This is a genomic window from Paenibacillus radicis (ex Xue et al. 2023), from assembly GCF_024722015.1.
Lineage (GTDB): Bacteria > Bacillota > Bacilli > Paenibacillales > NBRC-103111 > Paenibacillus_S.
Map to the genome: position 1 here is coordinate 62,884 of NZ_JANQBD010000011.1, position 20,144 is coordinate 83,027.

Below are 20,144 nucleotides of genomic sequence, written 5' to 3' on the forward strand. Positions count from 1 at the left end.
TATTCTATGTTTTTGAATTTCCATCCATCCTTATTTGCAATTACATAAATGTTTTCATGAAAGATAAACGGATCATCCTTGTATTGAGGATTTGACAACATTTTAGGGAGATAGTAGACAAACATATAAGGGGTCACGTCGTGAAAGAGAAAAAGCCACTCATTTTCTGGTTTATTCCGCTAATGATTTTAGGGTTGGGAGCGCTTCCAAGCGTTAGAGAAAGCTTTTGGTGGGAAGCGCTTGGGGCACTCCTATTTGTGATTTTCATCGTTATTTACGGTTGGTCTTGGCTTGATGCGGTTCAGGAACAACGTAAATTATTTAAAGAAGCTGAGCAGGCAACGATTCAAGAAAACAGCACAAATACTGGGCCTTACCGTAAGTCATCTTAGATGGCTAGGGAATAACTCCTTATTCTCATTCTACAGAAAACAGGCCAAACCTACACCTATTTACTCACCAAAAAAAGCCGTGAGCTGCCCTTCCAAAGGGGCTCTGTCGCCGCCAATCACGAAATTGCCAACTAATTCACCGAGCTTGCGCAGCGTAATGCTTCCAGCCTTTTTGCTCGCTCATACGCTTTATGTAAAAACTCTTTAGCCGTTAAATCCTCATAATCCCAATTCATAGCCTCTATTGCAGTCGCACCTGAATAATTCGTTTGCGCAATTTTTTTCATGGTTGTAGACCAATCAATCGTGCCGTCAAAGGGTAACCCGTGTTGGGCACGACTTCCGTTATTATCATGTAAATGGAGTGCCATCACCCGGGAACCGTACATAGATAATAAATCAACGCCTGGATAGTAGCGGTAGTGATGTCCGCAGTCATAACAGAATCCGATACGCAGGGAATCCACTTGCTCCAGCACATAGGCCAAATTGGTAAGATTCCGTAAATTCTCCAGTGCAACATTGACACCAAGCTGTTCAGCTTTTTCAGTGATTCTCTTGATTCTATCCAGTCCCAATGCATTATATGGATTGTCTTCTTTGGGCAGGTGCACCACCATTGTTGGAATCTCAAATTCGGCGCAATCTGCAACACATTGCAAATAACAATCGGTTAAGGCTTCACCGTCCAGATTGTCAAGCCAGAGGCTGTGTTGGTTTTTGACAGGCGCGTGGATATTTTCTATAAAAAGACCCGCTTCTCGCGCAATTTGTGGCCCATTGCTGTAATCGTTCCGATTAAAGTCTTCACTCCACCATAATAAAACGCCATCAAATCCGGCCTCTTTTATTAACTGATAGCGTTCCTTAATCGGCAATTCATAGCCAAACCAATCATAAATGGTAATCATAAGCCGCTTCCTTTCTTGTTTACATCATTGCCGTCCTCGTGTCAAAAACAACAGCTGCCGCGGTCAAATTGCTTGCTGATTATTTATTACTGGTAAATTCATAATAAATAATCCTCCTCGGTTCCCAATAATTGGTCCTTGTGAAGCTATGTTATTATACTATTTATTAATTGGCAAACCTTAAAAACACACGTTATCTTTCTGGATAGAAACATATATTCGCCCTACGATGCCTGATTATGGGGTTTTCAGAAAATGAGATCTTTGTTTATCTTTATATATCTCACTTTTTTGAAGTGAGAGTCTATCAAATAGATACTCCTCAGAAGGGTTGACCTCAACTGCCCCTTAACGGAGTTGACATCATTCGCACTAAACTACCCGTTCAATGAATAACTGATCATTTTGAGAAGATTCCTCCATTGCGCAACCATTGTCGCCTTCGTTGCGTCCATTAACTTAGAATGATTAATGCTGAGTGATGGAGTGTGTGCTGCCTTGAAAAAAGTTCCTTTAACGCTTGCTCTAAGCGCCGGACTGCTAGTGACCGGTATGACGACTGTTTTTGCGGCCGAAGCCGTGAAAGCAGTACTGTTTCCCATTCAAGTAGTAATTAATCAAAAAGCTCAGGCACTTCCTACGGAAAGCCCGATCCTGAACTACAACAATCAAACGTATGTCCCCCTCCGTTTTTTCTCTGAACAGCTTGGCCACCAGATCGATTACAAGCAAGGCCCTACAAACGAGCAAAGCAGCGTCTCGCTAAGTTCTCCCTACAGCGGTTCGACAGAACAAGGATGGCACTTGACCTTCTTGATGCAGCCTGGCAATCATCGAGATGCCCCACTTTCCCTAATGCTGAACATGGCAGAAGTAAATCCAGAGGAAAATAAACCTTTGGAGGACCGCACATATCAATTTCAAGCTTCGATTTATAACGTTAGTAAACAGGATATTGTGCTGATGAACGGGTTCAAGATCGATTTGGAAATCGTAAGAGCAGACGAGGATGGAATCAGCAAGATCGTATGGGAAGGGTCCATCGAACATACCCCTTTGAAGGATGGCCCGGTACATATCAAAGGGCTACCGATTCCAGCAGCGAATAACGATATGTTTTGGGGCGTTCAGTCGCCGGCCTGGAACTGGGATGGTAAAGATCTTAACGGTGTTCCGCTCAAACCGGGATTTTATTATTTAAGACAAAAGGAAGGCGCTCATCTACAATATGGGATCATTAACGGATCATCCGAGATCCTCACGCATAACTTCAATCGCAGCATGGCTAATGGATTGGTTGGTTTTAGCATTCGTAATCTTCCTTAAACGCAGATAGGCTGCAGAGCAATGAAGATGACCGGCAGCCTTATATCCTTCCCGGGGGTTTCGGACATACATGTAAATCGACCAGATTGCGTCCCCACTAGGAATGGATACTCGACCAGTATTTTGGAACGTCTCTTTCGCTGCTGTCATCTCTTTTGACTATCAAACCACTGGAAAGAGCCTCCCTAGTCTCGGGAGGCTCTTAAAATATTTTAGTCATGTGTGATAATCAACAGCCTGACGCAGCTCCTGCATAAGCTGCTGAGCAGAGATTAACGCGCGGCGTTCAACGTATCAATAACCGCCGTCCAGTGTTCGGGCTCCCACTGCACCTGCGCCCCCAGTGTTTCGCTGACGAGTCGAAGCGGCACGTAGGTGGACCCATCCTCTGAGATGAATGGAGCATCCGCCAGCATTGCTAATTCCCCATTGATGACCGCTCGCGCCGTTCCTATGTAAAGCTCAATCGTGGTTGACCCAAGGACAATCTTCACCGTACCGAGATAATCGGGTTTCGAGCTTTCTCCCTTCCAATTCATTACACCGCTTGGCGGAGGTGACCATTTCACGGTAGCCCCCATGGCTTCTAACACACCCCGTAGGGGTATGAACGTCGATCCGTCCACCAGCTTTGCCTTCGGATTCACGTCCACGTATTTCCCGTTCAAGCGAATGCCAATGTCGTTCTCATCGAACGCCTTGGGTGGTGCATCGTTTACGACTTTCACCACAATTTGGCGCTCCATAGGAGGGGTTCCCGTCGTATAAACCAACGGCTTTAGTTCGTAGACTTTCACCGCACGCTCGTCGCTTACCACCCATTGAACGGATTGTCTTACCGGGTTGTAATGAATCTCTACGCCGATGCCCAACCGAATCCCCGACATCTCTTCCGTCCTAAGGACCTTGCCTTGGCCGTTGACGAGGGCCATGTAGGTCGTGATGTAGCTGCTATTGCTACCGAATCCTGTATCCTTCTGTTTCTCCCAGAGTACCAGGTACTTGTCACCACCAAGGCTCAGCAGCTTCGAGTGTGCGGCATTCTCCTCTTTCATATCGGTATAATCTGTAATCCAGATCGGTTCGTTATGCTGATCCAGCGACCGGCTGACTGTCTGCAGATAAATATTCCTCGATTCATTCTGGCGCTCCGATGCAGGATCGATCCTATCCGTCATCTCCGATGCTCCTGCAAACAAGTACTGCTCCCCTGTCGAGACCACGCCCCCCAATTGGGCGTACGTGTATTGATAGACCTTCCCCTGCTTGAACTTGAACGGAATGTACCAGTTCTGTAGTCTCTGCCCCTTCAACGACCGCTTCGAATACGTGAACCCTCTCGGTGAGGCATCGGCTTGATCAACAAAAAGCAGATCCTGACCGTCATAAAGCACCGCCTGGTCAAAGGAATGTCCGGCCGATGCTGAGAATCTTCCATTGGCATCGAAGACTCTCTTCATCGTATCGGTCGAAGCGGCAAACCCAAAAGACGCCTGATGATTTAATCCATCCACGGATGATTTGAACATCAACCTGCCGAAATACGCGGTTATCGTTTGATCACTGATGACCAGCTTGCAATTTCCATTCGCAAAAGGCGTTTTTACCCCCCAATATTTATCGCTCCAGAATGTATCCGGATCGTCACCGGATATGCGTAACTCGCTGACCTTCTCACCCGTTGAACGATACTTAGCGAGGAGAATGGCGGTCTCTTTCTCTTGATTTTCTTCGAGCTCTTGTCCAAACAGAATGTAATAATTGCCTTCCCTATCCTTCGCATAGCTGCCGAAGAGCGGGAGCTCCCGGCGGATGGTCAAATGCTTACTGACACCATAATCCGAATCTAATTCATAAATATGGATTGGCCCTTTCTCTTCGGCGACCCCCACGCTAGTCGTACCATCTGCGTTCACCTGCATCACCAAGGGTGACATCACACTATTCCATCCGTTCAGATAAGCGGCGGTATTATCGATGACGTTCTTCACCGGATGCTCCGCGGGAATTCGCTGAATACTTAAAGGGGGGGCAGACTCCCCGCTGGCTGCTGCGGCTGCCGTACTCATCAGAGAAGACAGTAGGATGACTATGATGATTGATAATTTAAGCTTCATACTTTCTCCTCTTCCATATTCCTCTAATATTAGGGGCATTTTTTTATCTTTCTATATTATACCATTCACTATTAAAATTGAAGCTGTACTTACTAGTCTTTTAGAGCCTTGATTGACTTTGACCCCCCCCAGGCTTCCACTTTACTTGGCGCACCCTGTTGACCCTTGGATAAACTGCGACACGCCTTTGCAAACATCTATGAAAGCAATCTCTGTACCGGGCAAGCTGATAAATAAGAATGACAAAAATAGGTATACTTTAAATATATCCCTTTTTTATTATTGGTTTTTTCAAAATATAGTTCTTCTTTACAGGCTCAACCCCAAAATCAGTACTTGACCCTCTCCATGACCATTAGCCCTCGCAAAATCCTGCAAAACTGCAGTTATTTTCCTACCGGAATTGCTGTAGAGAGAACAAACCTGCAAAAGTACATCCATTTTCATGGATAACGCTCCGCTTCAGCTAAGAATGAAAAAATAAATGTACATTTGCAGGAATTCAATAAGACTTCGGATATACACCGGCCAATGGCTGTATGAATGCAGGTTTTTGGGAGAAGACCATGGCTCCCAGTCGAATAAATTCGAATAAAGTCGTGTGTGCTGACATTACCGTTCTTTAGCTTTTATCCAGGGCTAGGCTGGACAAAGAGACGAAATCGAATGACTTCTTCAAGCGCTGATTTCGGTATTAAGCCTCTTTGCGTAGTCTATTTCATACTGGATAAAAACGCCATACTCTCGTCAACCGACCTGTTAATATAATCAATGATTTCACAGTTATTGTTGTTAAACAGTTCCAGCGTTTCATTCATGAGGACTTCATCAATTGAAAAGTCCTTTCGCATCCCATCAAGTAAGGCAGGTAAGTAGTCGCTGTTAAATCCGTCAATGTTCACGGTAGGCAGCACATGCTGATGAAGTTTCAGAGAATATTGTTTAATAATTCGTCCGTTTAATCTTTCGAAGTCACGATATGCAACTTGCGCTTTCTCCTTCAATTGCTCAGGAGATGCGAATTCCACGATTCTCAAATATAACTCCAACCAAACTACATCCGAAATTAAGTGACATAAATAACCGAGATAAAAGGGTTTATTCATAACATCCTTGTAAGTAACATAAAACCGCAAGTAGTTTATACGACTTTTTCCAGATGCGTCTATATCCTTAAAATGTGTTACTCCTTTTGCAACTCCCATGAATCCATGTATATCAGGTGCAATCCCCCCGAGCATAAACTCATTCCGGTTATCAATGCCTAACTTGTCACTTAATAGAGATGAAATACAATAGTGCATAATTCTTGAACCCATCTGTATGCCCCCTTCTTAAGCGATAGATAGCAATATTCACATGCCACTTATATTCGGATAAACATGGATATATTTCAATAATCACAAACTAACATGCCAATGACAAAAGGATAACAAATATAATACAGTATCCTGCTTCATAATCAGGAGTCCCTTTAATTCGTTCCATTAAACTGCCGTTAGGTGAACAAAGACTGTCATTCGTGCCGGTAGCCTGCGTCATCTTGATGTTTATTGAGCTAAAGTGTCATTCGCCTGGCCCCTACTTCCGTACAATATGTTTTTACTATTATTTTGATCGAATGGTATAAGCAACACCGCTGTATAAACGTGGCCATGTATCGCACCGGCTTTTGCAGATTGGTAAGAAAAATCGCAAAAACGCAAAAAAGCCCGCTATTTGCACGGACTTAATTCGGATTATGTTCTTGTCTTCGACATGTCTTTTAGCATCCTTATTCCATAATATTTGGCATGGCCCATTCACTCCCACATGCGCCCAGCGACGAAATATGTTTTAATAGATAAAAGGAGTGTGATTCAATGGACATCAAATCGTTTCTATATCCCAAGAACGAGGTCTCTTACCTCATGACATCCTCTAATATGAAAGAAGCCATGGATAAATTGGAGGCAAGCCACTATACGGCCATTCCGATCTTGGACGAAAATGGCTTATATTTTGGAACGCTATCCGAGGGAGATTTGTTATGGAAGCTGAAAGCCACACCCGGCCTCGGCTTTGACGCGATGCACGAAATTCCTGTCGTCTCCATCAAAAAACGGATGAAAGTCGAATGCGTCGAGATCAACGCCGATTTGGACGATATGCTGGCGCTGGCGGCTGATCAGAACTTCGTTCCGGTCGTAGACGCTGATCGCGTCTTCCTGGGTATTATTCGCCGCAAAGATATAATCGAATACTATACCCGTAATATTTCTGATTAGTTGGAAAGACCTGATCTTGCGGATGATGAAGGCTGCTGCTCGTCGGCAGCCTTATCTCTGTTCTTATAGTCTCCTTTACTAATCATTTAATCCCTTTCCATTGAAAATTTGCTGCATATATTTTTCAACCCTTGACTCTCGAGTTTTGGATTGTTTGGGTTCAGAAAAATAAAGAAGGTATGCTCTTTGCCGTCCCGGCGTCAAAGCTTCAAAAGCAGTTTTCAAAGCCGGGATTTCATCTAATTTAGTTTGAAATTCTTCAGGAATTATGTATTCTGTATTCTTTTTAAAATTCACTTCCAAACCGGATTTTTCAACCTCAATAGCTTCATAAATATAGGCTTTCAAGATGGTTTCCATCTCAACTATTTCTCGAACATTGGTGAACCGAATCTGGCGTGCCGCCTGTACATTCTCCGTTTGTTGGATTAGGATACCATGGGCATCTTTTAACAAGGCACCTTTGTGAAACAGAAGCGCACAGTAATCTTTAAATCCATGTATTAAAACTATGTTTTTATTCTGAAAAGTGTAACAAGGATGCATCCACTTAAATTCTTCGGTCAGCTCACAGTCAAGAACGATTTTTCTCAACTTCTCATATTCTTCCTTCCACTTTTTAGCCTTACTTAAAAATCCATCAACCTTAGGATTCATACTGCTATTTGTCATCAAAGAGCACCCCTCTTCATCATAATATAGTGTTTTCAAAATAACAGTTCGTTTTTCAAAATCTACTTCATTTCTTAGTTAGCTTGCCCCCATTTGCGCCCGATCCATGCTGGTAGACACGGGCTATGGTCGTGTTGTCGATCATGACTTGACTCCCCATAGTAGGAATGCAATCTCCTCTGCGTCTTATAGGTTCAATTGTACGGCTTTTTTATGGATTGTACAGTTTGCGTACAGATTCTAGTCGATTCAAATTTTTTCCTTCAACAGACTAAATTTTTTTGTTGACTTAAACCATGGTTTAAGATGTATCCTATTCCTGTCGACAATGAAAGATAAAAATTTGGAGGCCTCCAGATGAAGTATTGTTCAATTAGCGAAGTTTCAGCCAAATTCAATATTCCAGAATCAACGTTACGTTATTATGAAAAAAAAGGACTACTACCACTAATCGAGCGTGATGAGGCTGGTAGGCGGTTATTTTCAGAAGATCAAATTGCACTCCTTGAAACGGTTATTTGTTTAAAAAATACTCACATGCCAATAAATGGTATCAAGCAATATATGGATTGGATAGTAGAAGGAGATAACACCATTGAACTCCGACTTGAATTGATGAAGAACCACAAGCAAGCAGTACAAGCTGAAATTTCGTTGATGACAGAATCCTTAAAAGGAATAGACGTAAAAATTACACGTTATACAAAGCGCACTCAGGAAAGAAAAGAAAAATGAGAAGAGGAACTGTAATGAAACTTTCAGGAAATACAATACTTATTACAGGCGGAAGTTCAGGAATAGGATTAGCTTTTGCAGAGCGCTTTATAAAAGCTGGAAATAAAGTCATTGTTTGTGGACGACGTGAAGATGTACTTCAAAATGCGAAAGAAAAATCCCCTGACCTTATTACTCGTGTAAGTAATTTGGATATTGAATCCGAGCGTGCAGCATTGTTTGATTGGGTAACAGCGAACTATCCAGAAGTGAATGTGTTAGTTAACAATGCAGGAATCCAACAACGCTTTAATGTGTTAAAGGCGGAAGCGAAGAACGATTGGAGTTATTTCAGTAAAGAAATCACAACCAACATTGAAGCACCTTTTCATCTCTCTATGCTGTTCGCTCCATTTTTTGCAACAAAAGAAGAGGCGGCTATCATTAACGTGACATCTGGGCTAGCTTTTACACCGCTTGCGATTGCTCCAATTTATTCAGCAACAAAAGCGGCGCTTCATTCATTTACAATGAGTCTGAGACATCAACTTTCTGATACGTCTGTAGAAGTAATTGAGGTAGCTCCTCCGGCAGTGAATACAGATTTAGGCGGAGCGGGGCTGCATATGCATGGAGAACCGTTAGATGCATTCGCAGATGGAATTTTCAAAGGATTAGCAGAGGGTAAAAAGGAAATTGGATATGGTACTTCTGTGAATCGCTTACGCATGTCACGAGATGAAGTCGACGAACACGTAGAAAATTTGTATAAGGCAACGAAAAACACAATTGAATAACTATACTGACGAAAAAGTTGGCATATAAAAAAGCAAAACTCGCCGCAGTGTTGGCGAGTTTTCTTTATTATAGTTATCCATTTCTTATCCAACTATCCATCCAAGCATCCCCTGCGTTGCACCACAGAGCATGATCTTTTCTTTAATTATTTGATAAACTTGAACCAATTGATATTGAATAAATACCCGCTTGATCCTGTAAACTTCAGGTATACATTGTGAGTACCCGTGGCACTGCTTCCGTTGACCGCGCATGATTGTGTCGCCCAAGTCTGCCAGCCTCCGGTCCCCGTTACCGGGCAAGTTCCTATCAGTGTTCCTGTTAGGCTGTCGAGTCTAATTTCAATGTTTCCTCCCGCTGTAGAGGCAACTCTTGCAGCAAATTTTGTTGGACCCGTCGTTCCAAAGTTAACATTATTAAATACGAGATAATCACCATTATCAATATATCCTACGTTCTGGCCGCCTTCAGAGCTTGCTTCAGTTTGTACGCCCGACATACTGCTGTAGCTTTCAGCTTCGATTGTCGAATAGGCATCAATAGCTCCATAAGATTTTTTCAACCAATCTGCAGCACTCATAGTAACTTTGGATACACCGGCGTATTGGTTTACTGTTGTTACAACACTGGATAAAGGAAATGTTTGATAAGCATAAGGCAATTGCTCGGTGGTCCCATATGTGAATGTAAACGGTGTACTTGGCGGAGTTGATTTACTCATGTTTTCTACCCCGACGATATGTGAAGACCAAGCCCAATTGCCGATGGTTGATTTGTTATACCAAGTCATTCCACTGGTAAAGGCATTCACACCATTATTGTCCCAGCTGCTGCCTGTATAGGTTGTTCCATTGGAATTTGTTACTGTTGAATTTACAATTAAACTATGGTTCAGCGCATTTTGAAATAAAACATCAAAAGGTGCATTCATATTCGCTGTATCATCACCTTGGCGTTCTGCACCGATTTGCGGCTCATTAAATGAATTATACACATTAGTATCTGCCGCTATTGAAGCACCATTTCTTGCATTGACTGCACGTGATAATTTATCTGTGCCATAAGTCGAGATAGCAGAAGCACTATTGAGTGCACTATGATGAGTAGAATTATCAAAATAGTTATTAAATAAATGACCCGTGCCTTGACGAATCATTGGCAGGCGTTGGCCAACATTCGTGTAACGATTATACGCCATGGTCAATCGAAGTCTTTGATTTCCATCTTTAACTTCGACTCCATTAGAACCAACGTAGTTCGTATAATCCTTATCACCAGAGCCTACCAAATGAACTTTGGAGTGATAGGCCGCATAAGCCATAATCTGATTTTTGGTAGCCCCCCCATGACGCATTTTATAATAGAGACTTGTTGATGTGTTCAACGTACCTGCTGCATATTTTTGCTCCATATAATCAATTGACTTATAAATAGAACTAGTTGTAGCTGGATTTTGATTCGCTGCCAATCCGAATTCATTCCAAGAAAAAGTTACATTGGATGCGCCATTTTCCATATCAATCATTCCATCTGCTGCGATAGAAAACTTACAATGGTCAATCCATACATTGTTAGCGCCATTTACCTTGATAAATGACCAGCCTACTTCTTTATGATCTCCTGCATCATCCCACTGCCACATTTCATCAAAATTGAGATTTCTTAATACAATGTCATTCGCTGAAGCCTGTAATTTCATTTCAGCATGCCTAATGGTCTTGCCTGAAGTCGAGAAAATGGTTAATCCATCTACATTCGAAATATTTAATTTGGATACTCCGGAAGCAATCAACAGCGGATTCGTAAACCCGTTCGTCGGATCCGGATACTTTGTAATAAAACTATACTGTGAAACTTCTGTTGAATTAAGTGCTAATTCAGTCCATCCTAAGTTAATATCAGCTGTAACTTCAATTACTTTTACAGTACCATTTCTCGCATCCAGGACTGCTTGTAAAAACTGTCTTCCATTACTCACTGTACGATAATAAGAGGTTCCCACATAACTACTTCTATCCTTTACTCCTAAAGATGCATAGCCGGGAACCGATAAAAAGCTGCTGTCATAACTCTTTTCAACCTTTGAAGTGTTAGGTATTGTGTTAATCACAGCTGCCTCTGCTACGTTTCCTGCATTAAAGAAAGAAGTCACTAATAAAGTTCCCATCACCAAACTACTTAAAATTTTTTTAATCATGATTAAATCCCTCCCAAATTTGAACTCTTCCTCAAAATCGCATTATGTATTGCCTGTTATTGTCACCACCACCTCATTAAAGCGCTTCCATATTATTTCCTTCATGCTCTTCCTATTGGCGATTTCTGATCAATATCCGAAAATGATCAACCGGTTATCCGGATTACTGTCGTGACACCAGGAAAATTGGAAATAATTACTTGAATTATAACATCGCGCATGGTATGAATTTAGACATAAAGCATTTAAAATCAGCCAAAAATTGCACTGGGTGGGTTGATCATGTTACCTTTCTACGAAATACAAGCTAAAGATTTGAGGTTAATCCGTTATACTAGACAGCTGACGTTTCCTGCCCACATGCACAGAAATATCGAAATACTTTATGTTTTTTCCGGTGTTCAATATCTTGACATTGATGAAACTGCGTATGAAATCCATGAAGGCGAAGCTGCAATAATTTTCTCGGATATTGTTCACAGTTATTATAAAATAGGAGAAAATACAGCTGATGCTATACTGATTATATGTAACCCGCGATTGTTTGGAGGGGTTTTTCCGAACTTCGAAAATTTCCAGCCTGTAATTCCTTTCATATCTAAAGAAGGGATCCATGAAGAGGCTGTATATGCGCTGAGACATATTAAGAAGAAAGATGAATTTGCCGTAAGGCTTGGCTGGACCTATGTCATCATGTCTCATCTTCTTCGCCGTATTGAGCTGAAGCAGCGACAGCGAACTCCTGTTCAGGATATGTCCAAAAAAATTATGGAGTATTTAGCCAACAACTTTACAGAACCGCTTACACTTGATTCTCTTGCCGCTGAATTTTGTGTCAGCAAATACTACATTTCTCATATATTTTCAGACCGAATAAAAATGAATTTCAGGAATTACCTCGGATTGCTCCGCGCCGAATACGCTGCCAAGCTGATTCGTACAACAGATGCCGCATTAACAACGATAAGCAGCAATGCCGGATTTGACAGCCAACGCACCTTTAATCGCATTTTCCATGCCAAATACGGGATGTCCCCAAGAGAGTTCAGGACTAATATTCGCAAATATATCAAATGAATCATCCAGCTCGATGTAACCTACTGAGCCCATTCGAATCCCGGTTGTTGTGCAACTCTTTCATTAAAGATACATTTCAATCATAAAGCCAGCTTGTCTTACGAGATAAATAAGATACCCCGGAAAATATTAGAAAGGGCATCTTCCTTTAGCGCTGTAAGAACTTAAACTTTCTTATACCAACGCTTACAATGCTGCGATTCATAACAAAAAACCTCGCCCTTAATAGGCAAAGGTTATTAAGAAGCAGTTGATTCAGCTTCATATCAAACTGTTGTCGCTCGTGAAGATAATTTGATATTGTTTTCCGGGTTGTGTGTCGAATTCCAAGCTTCCATGATCTATGGTTATTGGAATCCGCTCGTTGCTGCATAGAACTTCAGCTTCGGTCACATTGGAATTACATTGTAGCCGGCAGCGCCGGCCTAATTTAGAATAGACTATCGCTCTGTTTACAACGCTGTCTTGCCAGTAAAACTCCAACTCAAATCCGTTTCTAGCGCAAACGCCCCGAATGTTCCCCGTTGCCCAGATACCAGGAAGCGCGGGCAGCAGTCTGATTTCATCCTCATTGCTCTGAATAAGCATTTCAACAATACCTGCAGCACCTCCGAAGTTCCCATCGATTTGAAATGGCGGATGATTGTCAAAAAGATTATCATGCGTGGAATGGGTAAATAGCGTATTCATATACTGATGCGCCTGTTCGCCGTCTCCCAAATGCGCCCATAAGTTAATGATCCAAGCACAGCTCCAGCCGGTATGTCCTCCTCCGTGCTGAAGTCTTCGCTCTAGCGCGATGCGGGCAGCAGACCACAGATCCGGTGTCTTACGACTAATACTGTGTCCTGGATAAACGCCAAACAAGTGCGAGATATGCCGATGCCCCGGCTCTGTTTCCTCATGATCCTCAAGCCACTCTTGCAGTTGACCGAATTTACCTGCCTTCATCGGAGGTAATTGTGAACGTTTTTGAATGAGCAGTTCCCTGAACGCTTGATCTTGTCCAAGCTCCTCGCTTGCCCGAATACAGTTTTCAAAAAGATCATCAATGATTTGGACCGCCATCGTAGGACTCATGTCCAGTGCAGTCATTGTGCCATCTGCTGCTGTAAACGTATTCTCGGGCGATGTAGTTGGACCGGTTACAAGCCACTTGTAACGTGGGTGCTCCACCATGAAATCAAGATAAAACCGGGCTGCTTCCTTCATAAACGGATAAGCTCTTTGCTCCAGCAGCTTGATGTCGCCTGTAAATAAATAATGATCCCAATAATGTCTGCTGAGCCATGCAGCTCCTTCTTGCCACAGCAGCGAGGACGTTGCCCGAAGCGACGTATTCAGCCAAGGATTCGTCCTCGTGCTAAGGACCATACCGTTGCAACCGTAGCGCTCTTTAGCCGTCTTGCGTCCCGGCTCAACCAACGAATCCATCAAATCGAATAAAGGTTCATGCAATTCGGATAAGTTGCATGTCTCGGCATGCCAATAATTCATCTGGGCATTAATATTAATGGTGAAATCCGAAAACCAGGGTGGCGTAAAGCTATCATTCCAAATTCCTTGCAGATTAGCAGGCAAAGTTCCCTTCCGCGAGCTTGCGATTAATAAATACCGGCCAAATTGCACATATAAGGCAGCTAAATAGGGGTCATGCTGGCCCGATTTAATTTGCGCTAGCCTTACATCCGTAGGAAGCTCTTTATACAGATCTATACCCAAATTGATATCCAATCGATTAAATAAGGATTGGTGGTCGTATATATGGGCCTCTCTCAAAGCTTCCCACGACTTTAAGCCCGCTAATTGGAGAATGGATTGATTCTCTGCATGTGGATCTTTATGGCGGTATGTCGTATTTGCACTAACATACACCGTAATTGCCTTGCACTCTCTGAATATGACGGAATCCATCGCTGAGGAGCATTGTCCCTCTTCTGCGTGAACTTCAACGCTCACATCAAAGTATACTCCTGCATAATCGCAAGCTCCGCGCAGCGTTAGCCCCCTTTGACCATTTTGATAAACAATTGTGTCGAATTCACGCTCCATGCGTATACAACCGCTGAGACTTGTCGAATCACTGGCCTCCAGGCGAATGACCATGACTTGATCAGGGTTGGTACAAATAACTTCACGTGAATATTGCGTTCCCCCTATCGTATAAGTAGTTTTACAAATAGCTTGATTCAAATCCAATTCTCTTCGATAATCGGTTACCTCGCCAGTTGGCAGATCCAACTTGATATAAAGATCTCCCAGTGACTGATAACTGCCATAATGCGGATTAAGCGGTGTTTTCATTGATTGTTCCGCGAGCTCATGAGCCCCACGGTAGTTCCCGTCGAACAGTAGATTTCGAACTTGGTTAATCGTTTGCAGCATACCAGGACTAGCATCATAATGAGGCTTTCCCGACCATACGGACTCTTCGTTCAATCCTATTCTTTCTTCATGAATTCCACCGTAAATCATGCCCCCGATTTTGCCGTTTCCTACGGGAAGTGCCTCTGTCCATTGTTCCGCTGGACGATCGTACCAGAGGCGCCAGTATTCGCTTGAATTACTCATCAGGTTTCTCTCCTCAGCCAGATTGCGTATCAAAATGGAATAAATAAGCTATTGGAATGTGCCATGTCTTCGAATACGCCTGCCCAGCTCTTTAAATACACTGACATCCTCAGGAGGAATCGTACCGTCTGGATAGGGTCCCGTATTGAGGAGCAAATTGCAATTTTTTTCGGCAGCATATCTGAGTCTCAACATCGCTTCATCCGCACAAATATGTTTTACATAATTGACATATCCCCAGCCCTTCTTTTGCATGACCGTACAAACTTCATTTCGTTTATTCTTATGTTTCCTCAAAACTTCGTTAGACCGATCAATCGCTTCTTGCGAAGCTCCTGTTTTACTGAGCAATACCTCAAGCGGGACGAACTGCATTTCTTGTGACATGAAATCCTCGGTACCTGTCACTCCTTGTTTAAATGAAATCAAACATTGAGGCTGCAGACTGCGTACCAAATTATACGTTTCCCCGACTGGGAACAAATCCGGACGGAAATAACAAGGTACAATTGCATCAAACCATATGCCTGCAATCACTCCATAATTTGTCAAAAGCTCACGAATTTGAGCATGCATAAATGCGATGTAATGCTGGAAATCTTTTTCTTCCTTATACAGGTAGCTTGGTTCTGTCTTCCTGTAAGGAGGGCGGGACCACGGTATTCCCACTTCATTAGATAAAAAATAGGGATGCCTCCAATCTGCACCATAGCTGTAATAAAGGAACAGCCCGAGCCCCCTCTTCTCACAAGCTGCCGCCAGTTCTTTAAGAAAATCTCTTCCCGCAGGAGAGTTAATGCTGTTAAAAGCGGTTTCTTTGGTTTCGAACAAACAAAAACTATCATGATGTCTTGTAGTAAAGTTGATATACTTCATTTCTGACTGGACAGCCAGATCGGCAATCTCCTCCGCATTGAAATATTCGGCCGTGAAGATGTCGCTAAGACACTCGTAATGAGCTACATGGATTTTTTTATGATACATAACCCACTCTCCACGGCATAGTAGGCTGTACAAACCATAGTGGATGGACATCCCTAACTCGGCATCCCGAAACCATGCAAGTCCTGCTTCATGCGGATCTTCGGCATATAGCTCCTCATAACCTTTAAGATATGAAGGAATCACCTTCTTTTCTGCCTCCTAGTCTGGAATATGAAAAAGACTTTCAAACGTAGCACACTCCCAACCCTAGCCGCCTACAAAGCATCGAATCGTCCTCCTCAGTTTCCTTCTTACATTTCCTCGGCGTCCAACCGTTTCTTCCGTTCCGCCTTTTTACTCTCGCGAAATTCCGATGGAGTTACTCCTGTCCACTTCTTGAACTGCTTCAAGAAATAATTCAGATGAACAAAACCTACTTGCTCACATATTTCCGCTACGCGCAATTCGGTCTCCGCCAAGCAATAGCAAGCCCGCTCAATTCGAATACGCTGCACATATTGGATAAATTGCTCGCCGGTCTTCTTCTTAAACAAACCGCTCAAATACTGCTCACCCATGTTTACGTATTTGGCCATCCCCTTGAGTGTAAGTTCCTTGTCATAGTGTCTGTTCACATATTCAATGATTTTATTTACCTCCGGATGATCCGTAAGGGTCTCCTTCATCCTATGATTAGAATAATGGCGAACCCGATTTATAAGTTGTTCCAACGCTTGCCCGTGACTTTCCACTGCGGCCCAGGCCGCCTTCCCGGCAGGAGATTGATTGGATAACCTGGCAAACGACTTGTCCAGCCGGTCAGCGGCTTTCTTTACCATAACTACTGCCATTTGTTGTTTTTTGAAGCAATGCCATACCGTTTGCAACGATTTTTCGCATTCCGCCCACTGTGCTGCTTCGAACTGCGAAAGAATGAGAGGCTCCTTTTTCCAAGCTACGTTCTCCACTTGCAATCCTCCCATCGTTCGAAGGGAGGGATCCAACTCGTACCAGGTTCGACCCATCTCTTGAAGCAGCGAAACCCATCCCTCTATCAGAGAATCGGATGTCTGCCAAGGGGTGGAAGTTAGTTGCATGGGAAACGATGTTAGGGGAATATCCTTTTCATCCGACCAAACAAATATGGTTTCAATTCCCCAACTGACAAATCGATGTACGAGTAATTTGTCACGGCAGTTCGTGTTGAATAGGCCGATCATCTGATCATTTCCTGATAAGACATTATTTGCTGAACCAACAAATAGGCGCACATAGGCAGGAAGTGGAGGCAGTCCTTCTTCATCCTCCTTTTGTTCCATCTCTTCCAAGCCATGTATGGATCTCCAAATTTTATGGTATAAGTTAAACATAGGTGCTCTCGTTCGTTGATCGCGCTTCTTGATTAAACTTTGTTTTATTTTTAGCAGAATCGCTTGCAGCTCTTCCACATCCATAGAGGCTTTGAGAAGATACCCTACAGCTCCATACTGAAGCGCCAGTCTCGCATATTCAAATTCATTCACACAGGTAAGCATGACAAACTCTGCCTCATGACCGTTTTGCTTGGCCATTCGGATCAATTCAATTCCGTTCATGATGGGCATCATAATGTCAGATAACACCACATCTACCTGTTGAGCTTGCATGAGCCCCCAAGCCTCGCTTCCATCCTCAGCCTCTGCCACGACTCTGAACCCTAATGCCTCCCAATTGACTGCCTGGCGAATAGATCGGCGTACGAAAGGTTCATCTTCCAGAAGCAGCAGGTTCCACATAACATGCACCCCTTTTCTTATAGATCCTCAATTGGTTCAGGCTGATATGGATTCGACAACAATAAAGGTATCGTGATTCGAACATGCGTTCCTTCCTCTTGCGGAATCATCTGAAGCTTGCCATCCTCCTTGTAGAGAAGCGATAATCGCTCACTCAGGTTGTTTAAACCGATCCCTTTACGTACTCGGTGCAAATCTGGTTGCTGCTTGTGCATACCGACACCGTTATCTTGAACATCAATAATGAGAAAGCGATTCTCACAGGCCACACTGACCTTAATAATGCCCCCCTGCTTACGGTATACAAGCCCATGCTGGATGGCATTCTCGACAAGCGGCTGCAAGCTTAGCTTCGGTATTAGCGCATAGTCCAAACCTGTCTGAACTTCATATTGCACCTCAAAACGGTGGTCGTACCGAAACGATTGAATATAAACATAGGAATGCAACAATTTCATTTCTTCATGCAGAAAAACCAGATCCTTATCCGTGTTCAGGCTGCTTTCCAGCAGCTTGGCAAGCGCCTTGCACATTTCCGCCGTCGTTTCATCACCGGAATTACTGGCATTCCATTTAATCGTATTGATTGTGTTGAGCAAAAAGTGCGGGTTCATCTGGTTCAAAAGCATTTGAAACCGAATCGCTTCTTTCTGTCTCTCTTCGAGTTTGAGCTGCCCGATCAAGCTTGTAACATCGTCGACCATCCCATTAAATGCGCGGACGAAGGACAAGATCTCGCCCCTATGAGGATACTCGGATAGTTTGATATTCATCCTTTTCTCCGCAGCCTTTTTCATCCGGGATTCCAGAAGCCGAAGCGGACGGGTCAACGTTGATAGCGTCAAAAAGGAGATACCTACAAAAAAAGCTATAAATAACAAATAGGTACTAAACACCTTTTGTTTGAGTTCCTGGATATCGCCAAAGAAGAAATCGAGTGGAAACTGACTAACCAAATAACTTGAAATGGAAGGAACATAAATAGCGTTATAAACAAATGTTCCAAGCTTATCTATTGTATAAGCATTCGGTGTAGCTTTGGCTTCACTGAGAATTTTTAATTTTAAAAGGGGGTCCACCACGGATCCTGAGTTTGTTTGGGAAATGACTGTACCTTTTTGATCTAATACATAATAGTTTTGCTTGATCTGTATGCTGCTTGCCGAACTCCGCAACCACTGATCAATATCAATGCTCGCACGCACACGCAGCCATTCTCCGCCAGCATCCTGCGAAAGTGAATATAAAGAGAGAACGTTCCTGGCCTCGGACTCAGGTTGCAACTCATTACGTATATGCTCCAATTCCCACCTGAGCAGCGGACCGCCGGACGGAAGTTTCATCAATAAATCGCTAGCCATCTGAGTATGCAACGGCCCTTCGTTGCTCTCAGCATGTGGCAGAGATGTAAACGCCTTACCGTTCTCTTTGACCAACGTATATTGAATAAATACACTATTGGGTAAAAATGTGCTTTTCATTGCGTCCAGTTTTTCCTCAACAATACGGGTTGATTCTGCTCTTGGTAAGTCATGAGCTTTTGCCATCAGTTCCTGAATGCTGCTGTCTCGCTCCATCTGTAAGACCGAATATAGGGCGGTCCGGCGTACCTCGTCAAGCTGGAATTTCATTTGGATTAGCTGAGTGACGTTCTGCTCACTGATTTTTGCTCCAATAATAGCTTCAATCTGATTGTAATTATGAATTTGCAGAATCGAGAGAGGAAAAAATATGATTAATAGAAAGCTAAGGAAAATACGATTTTGCAATTTGTCTGGCCATAGCCTTCGAACTCGCTGAAACATACAATTCCCCCTCTCGAGCCGACGCCCAGTCTAAACGAGCCTTTGGGTAAGCATAGCATGTCCCTAAGTTGTCGTGAAGCTATCAGCGATCTAATGCAATAATTGCCAGAAACTGCTGATTGAAATCCACATGGGGGATCTGGCCGGATCATATGATGTCTTCGCTGTAATCCATTATTACCTATAAAGTACCAATAAAGTAAGGAACAGATTTATTCATCATTAGTAACAAACTTCCTCTCTTTTTCAAAAAGTTGGGACATTTGACTCCGTATTCATTCATATACATGCGTACACTCGAATATGGTCCCAGCATGTGCCGCAAAAAAACATAAGTGTACTAGCTTAGAAATGACACTGTGCCCGGCAACTTTAATGTTGAACCGAGCACAGGTAAAAAAGCTATTTCGTATTAATTTATCAATTTCAAATATTGCATCGCTTGTTTGATAAGCACCGCAGCCTCTTGCGGAGCAAAGGCTGTTTCTGTTTTGCTATGAATCAATCCTTTGCAAACCGCTTCTGCTACAGCCTTGCTTGCATAGGCCGACAACTGATCTTGATCCTTTTAAAAACATGGGAATATGGAAGAGAAAGG

General features: G+C 43.1%; 16 protein-coding genes. 6 read left to right on the plus strand and 10 right to left on the minus strand.

Features of this window, described 5'->3' with window-relative positions; genetic code table 11:
• Positions 1 to 140 precede the first annotated feature (140 nt).
• Positions 141 to 392: a hypothetical protein gene (locus NV381_RS16145; protein WP_171656115.1), complete on the plus strand. Its 252-nt coding sequence runs from the start codon at positions 141 to 143 to the stop codon at positions 390 to 392.
• Between the two features lie 131 nt (positions 393 to 523).
• Here the strand turns inward: NV381_RS16145 and NV381_RS16150 are convergent, their stop codons facing one another.
• A complete protein-coding gene (locus tag NV381_RS16150) occupies positions 524 to 1,303 on the minus strand; it encodes a sugar phosphate isomerase/epimerase family protein (protein ID WP_258214323.1) in 780 nt (259 codons plus the stop codon).
• Between the two features lie 498 nt (positions 1,304 to 1,801).
• On the opposite strand from NV381_RS16150, the gene NV381_RS16155 reads away from it, so the two are divergent.
• On the plus strand, positions 1,802 to 2,629 hold the full coding sequence (locus tag NV381_RS16155) for a copper amine oxidase N-terminal domain-containing protein (RefSeq protein ID WP_258214324.1): 828 nt from the start codon (positions 1,802 to 1,804) through the stop codon (positions 2,627 to 2,629).
• Positions 2,630 to 2,901: 272 nt separating this feature from the next.
• Here NV381_RS16155 and NV381_RS16160 read toward each other — a convergent pair whose 3' ends face one another.
• A complete protein-coding gene (locus tag NV381_RS16160) occupies positions 2,902 to 4,746 on the minus strand; it encodes a copper amine oxidase N-terminal domain-containing protein (RefSeq protein WP_258214325.1) in 1,845 nt (614 codons plus the stop codon).
• A 713-nt stretch (positions 4,747 to 5,459) separates the two neighbouring features.
• Positions 5,460 to 6,065: a zinc dependent phospholipase C family protein gene (locus NV381_RS16165; RefSeq protein ID WP_258214326.1), complete on the minus strand. Its 606-nt coding sequence runs from the start codon at positions 6,063 to 6,065 to the stop codon at positions 5,460 to 5,462.
• A gap of 543 nt (positions 6,066 to 6,608) precedes the next feature.
• On the opposite strand from NV381_RS16165, the gene NV381_RS16170 reads away from it, so the two are divergent.
• Positions 6,609 to 7,013 (plus strand): CBS domain-containing protein, encoded by a 405-nt coding sequence (locus tag NV381_RS16170; protein ID WP_258214327.1) that lies wholly within the window; start codon positions 6,609 to 6,611, stop codon positions 7,011 to 7,013.
• Positions 7,014 to 7,091: 78 nt separating this feature from the next.
• On the opposite strand, the gene NV381_RS16175 is transcribed toward NV381_RS16170, so the two are convergent.
• Entirely contained in the window at positions 7,092 to 7,685 is a 594-nt protein-coding gene (locus NV381_RS16175; RefSeq protein ID WP_258214328.1) for a YdeI/OmpD-associated family protein, read from the minus strand.
• 357 nt (positions 7,686 to 8,042) lie between these two features.
• On the opposite strand from NV381_RS16175, the gene NV381_RS16180 reads away from it, so the two are divergent.
• Entirely contained in the window at positions 8,043 to 8,420 is a 378-nt protein-coding gene (locus tag NV381_RS16180) for a MerR family transcriptional regulator (protein WP_258214329.1), read from the plus strand.
• 14 nt (positions 8,421 to 8,434) lie between these two features.
• Positions 8,435 to 9,196 carry an SDR family oxidoreductase gene (locus NV381_RS16185; RefSeq protein ID WP_258214330.1) on the plus strand — a complete coding sequence of 254 codons (762 nt, stop codon included), beginning with the start codon at positions 8,435 to 8,437 and terminating at the stop codon, positions 9,194 to 9,196.
• 146 nt (positions 9,197 to 9,342) lie between these two features.
• Here NV381_RS16185 and NV381_RS16190 read toward each other — a convergent pair whose 3' ends face one another.
• Positions 9,343 to 11,394, minus strand: a complete 2,052-nt coding sequence (locus tag NV381_RS16190) for a carbohydrate-binding protein (RefSeq protein ID WP_258214331.1) — start codon at positions 11,392 to 11,394, stop codon at positions 9,343 to 9,345.
• A gap of 282 nt (positions 11,395 to 11,676) precedes the next feature.
• Between NV381_RS16190 and NV381_RS16195 the strand changes: the two genes are divergently transcribed.
• The gene (locus NV381_RS16195) at positions 11,677 to 12,471 is read left to right on the plus strand and encodes a helix-turn-helix transcriptional regulator (protein WP_258214332.1); all 795 of its coding nucleotides are present in this window, start codon (positions 11,677 to 11,679) and stop codon (positions 12,469 to 12,471) included.
• A gap of 261 nt (positions 12,472 to 12,732) precedes the next feature.
• On the opposite strand, the gene NV381_RS16200 is transcribed toward NV381_RS16195, so the two are convergent.
• The 5 genes from NV381_RS16200 to NV381_RS16220 all read right to left on the minus strand — a co-directional run bounded on the left by NV381_RS16200 (position 12,733) and on the right by NV381_RS16220 (position 20,099).
• Positions 12,733 to 15,042 carry a glycosyl hydrolase family 95 catalytic domain-containing protein gene (locus tag NV381_RS16200; protein WP_258214333.1) on the minus strand — a complete coding sequence of 770 codons (2,310 nt, stop codon included), beginning with the start codon at positions 15,040 to 15,042 and terminating at the stop codon, positions 12,733 to 12,735.
• 48 nt (positions 15,043 to 15,090) lie between these two features.
• Positions 15,091 to 16,170 carry an alpha-L-fucosidase gene (locus tag NV381_RS16205; protein WP_258214334.1) on the minus strand — a complete coding sequence of 360 codons (1,080 nt, stop codon included), beginning with the start codon at positions 16,168 to 16,170 and terminating at the stop codon, positions 15,091 to 15,093.
• Positions 16,171 to 16,277: 107 nt separating this feature from the next.
• Positions 16,278 to 17,741, minus strand: coding sequence for a response regulator transcription factor (locus NV381_RS16210; RefSeq protein WP_258214335.1), 1,464 nt, complete (start codon positions 17,739 to 17,741; stop codon positions 16,278 to 16,280).
• Positions 17,742 to 17,758: 17 nt separating this feature from the next.
• Positions 17,759 to 19,546, minus strand: a complete 1,788-nt coding sequence (locus NV381_RS16215) for a sensor histidine kinase (protein WP_258214336.1) — start codon at positions 19,544 to 19,546, stop codon at positions 17,759 to 17,761.
• Positions 19,547 to 19,958: 412 nt separating this feature from the next.
• Positions 19,959 to 20,099: a hypothetical protein gene (locus NV381_RS16220; protein ID WP_258214337.1), complete on the minus strand. Its 141-nt coding sequence runs from the start codon at positions 20,097 to 20,099 to the stop codon at positions 19,959 to 19,961.
• Positions 20,100 to 20,144 lie beyond the last annotated feature (45 nt).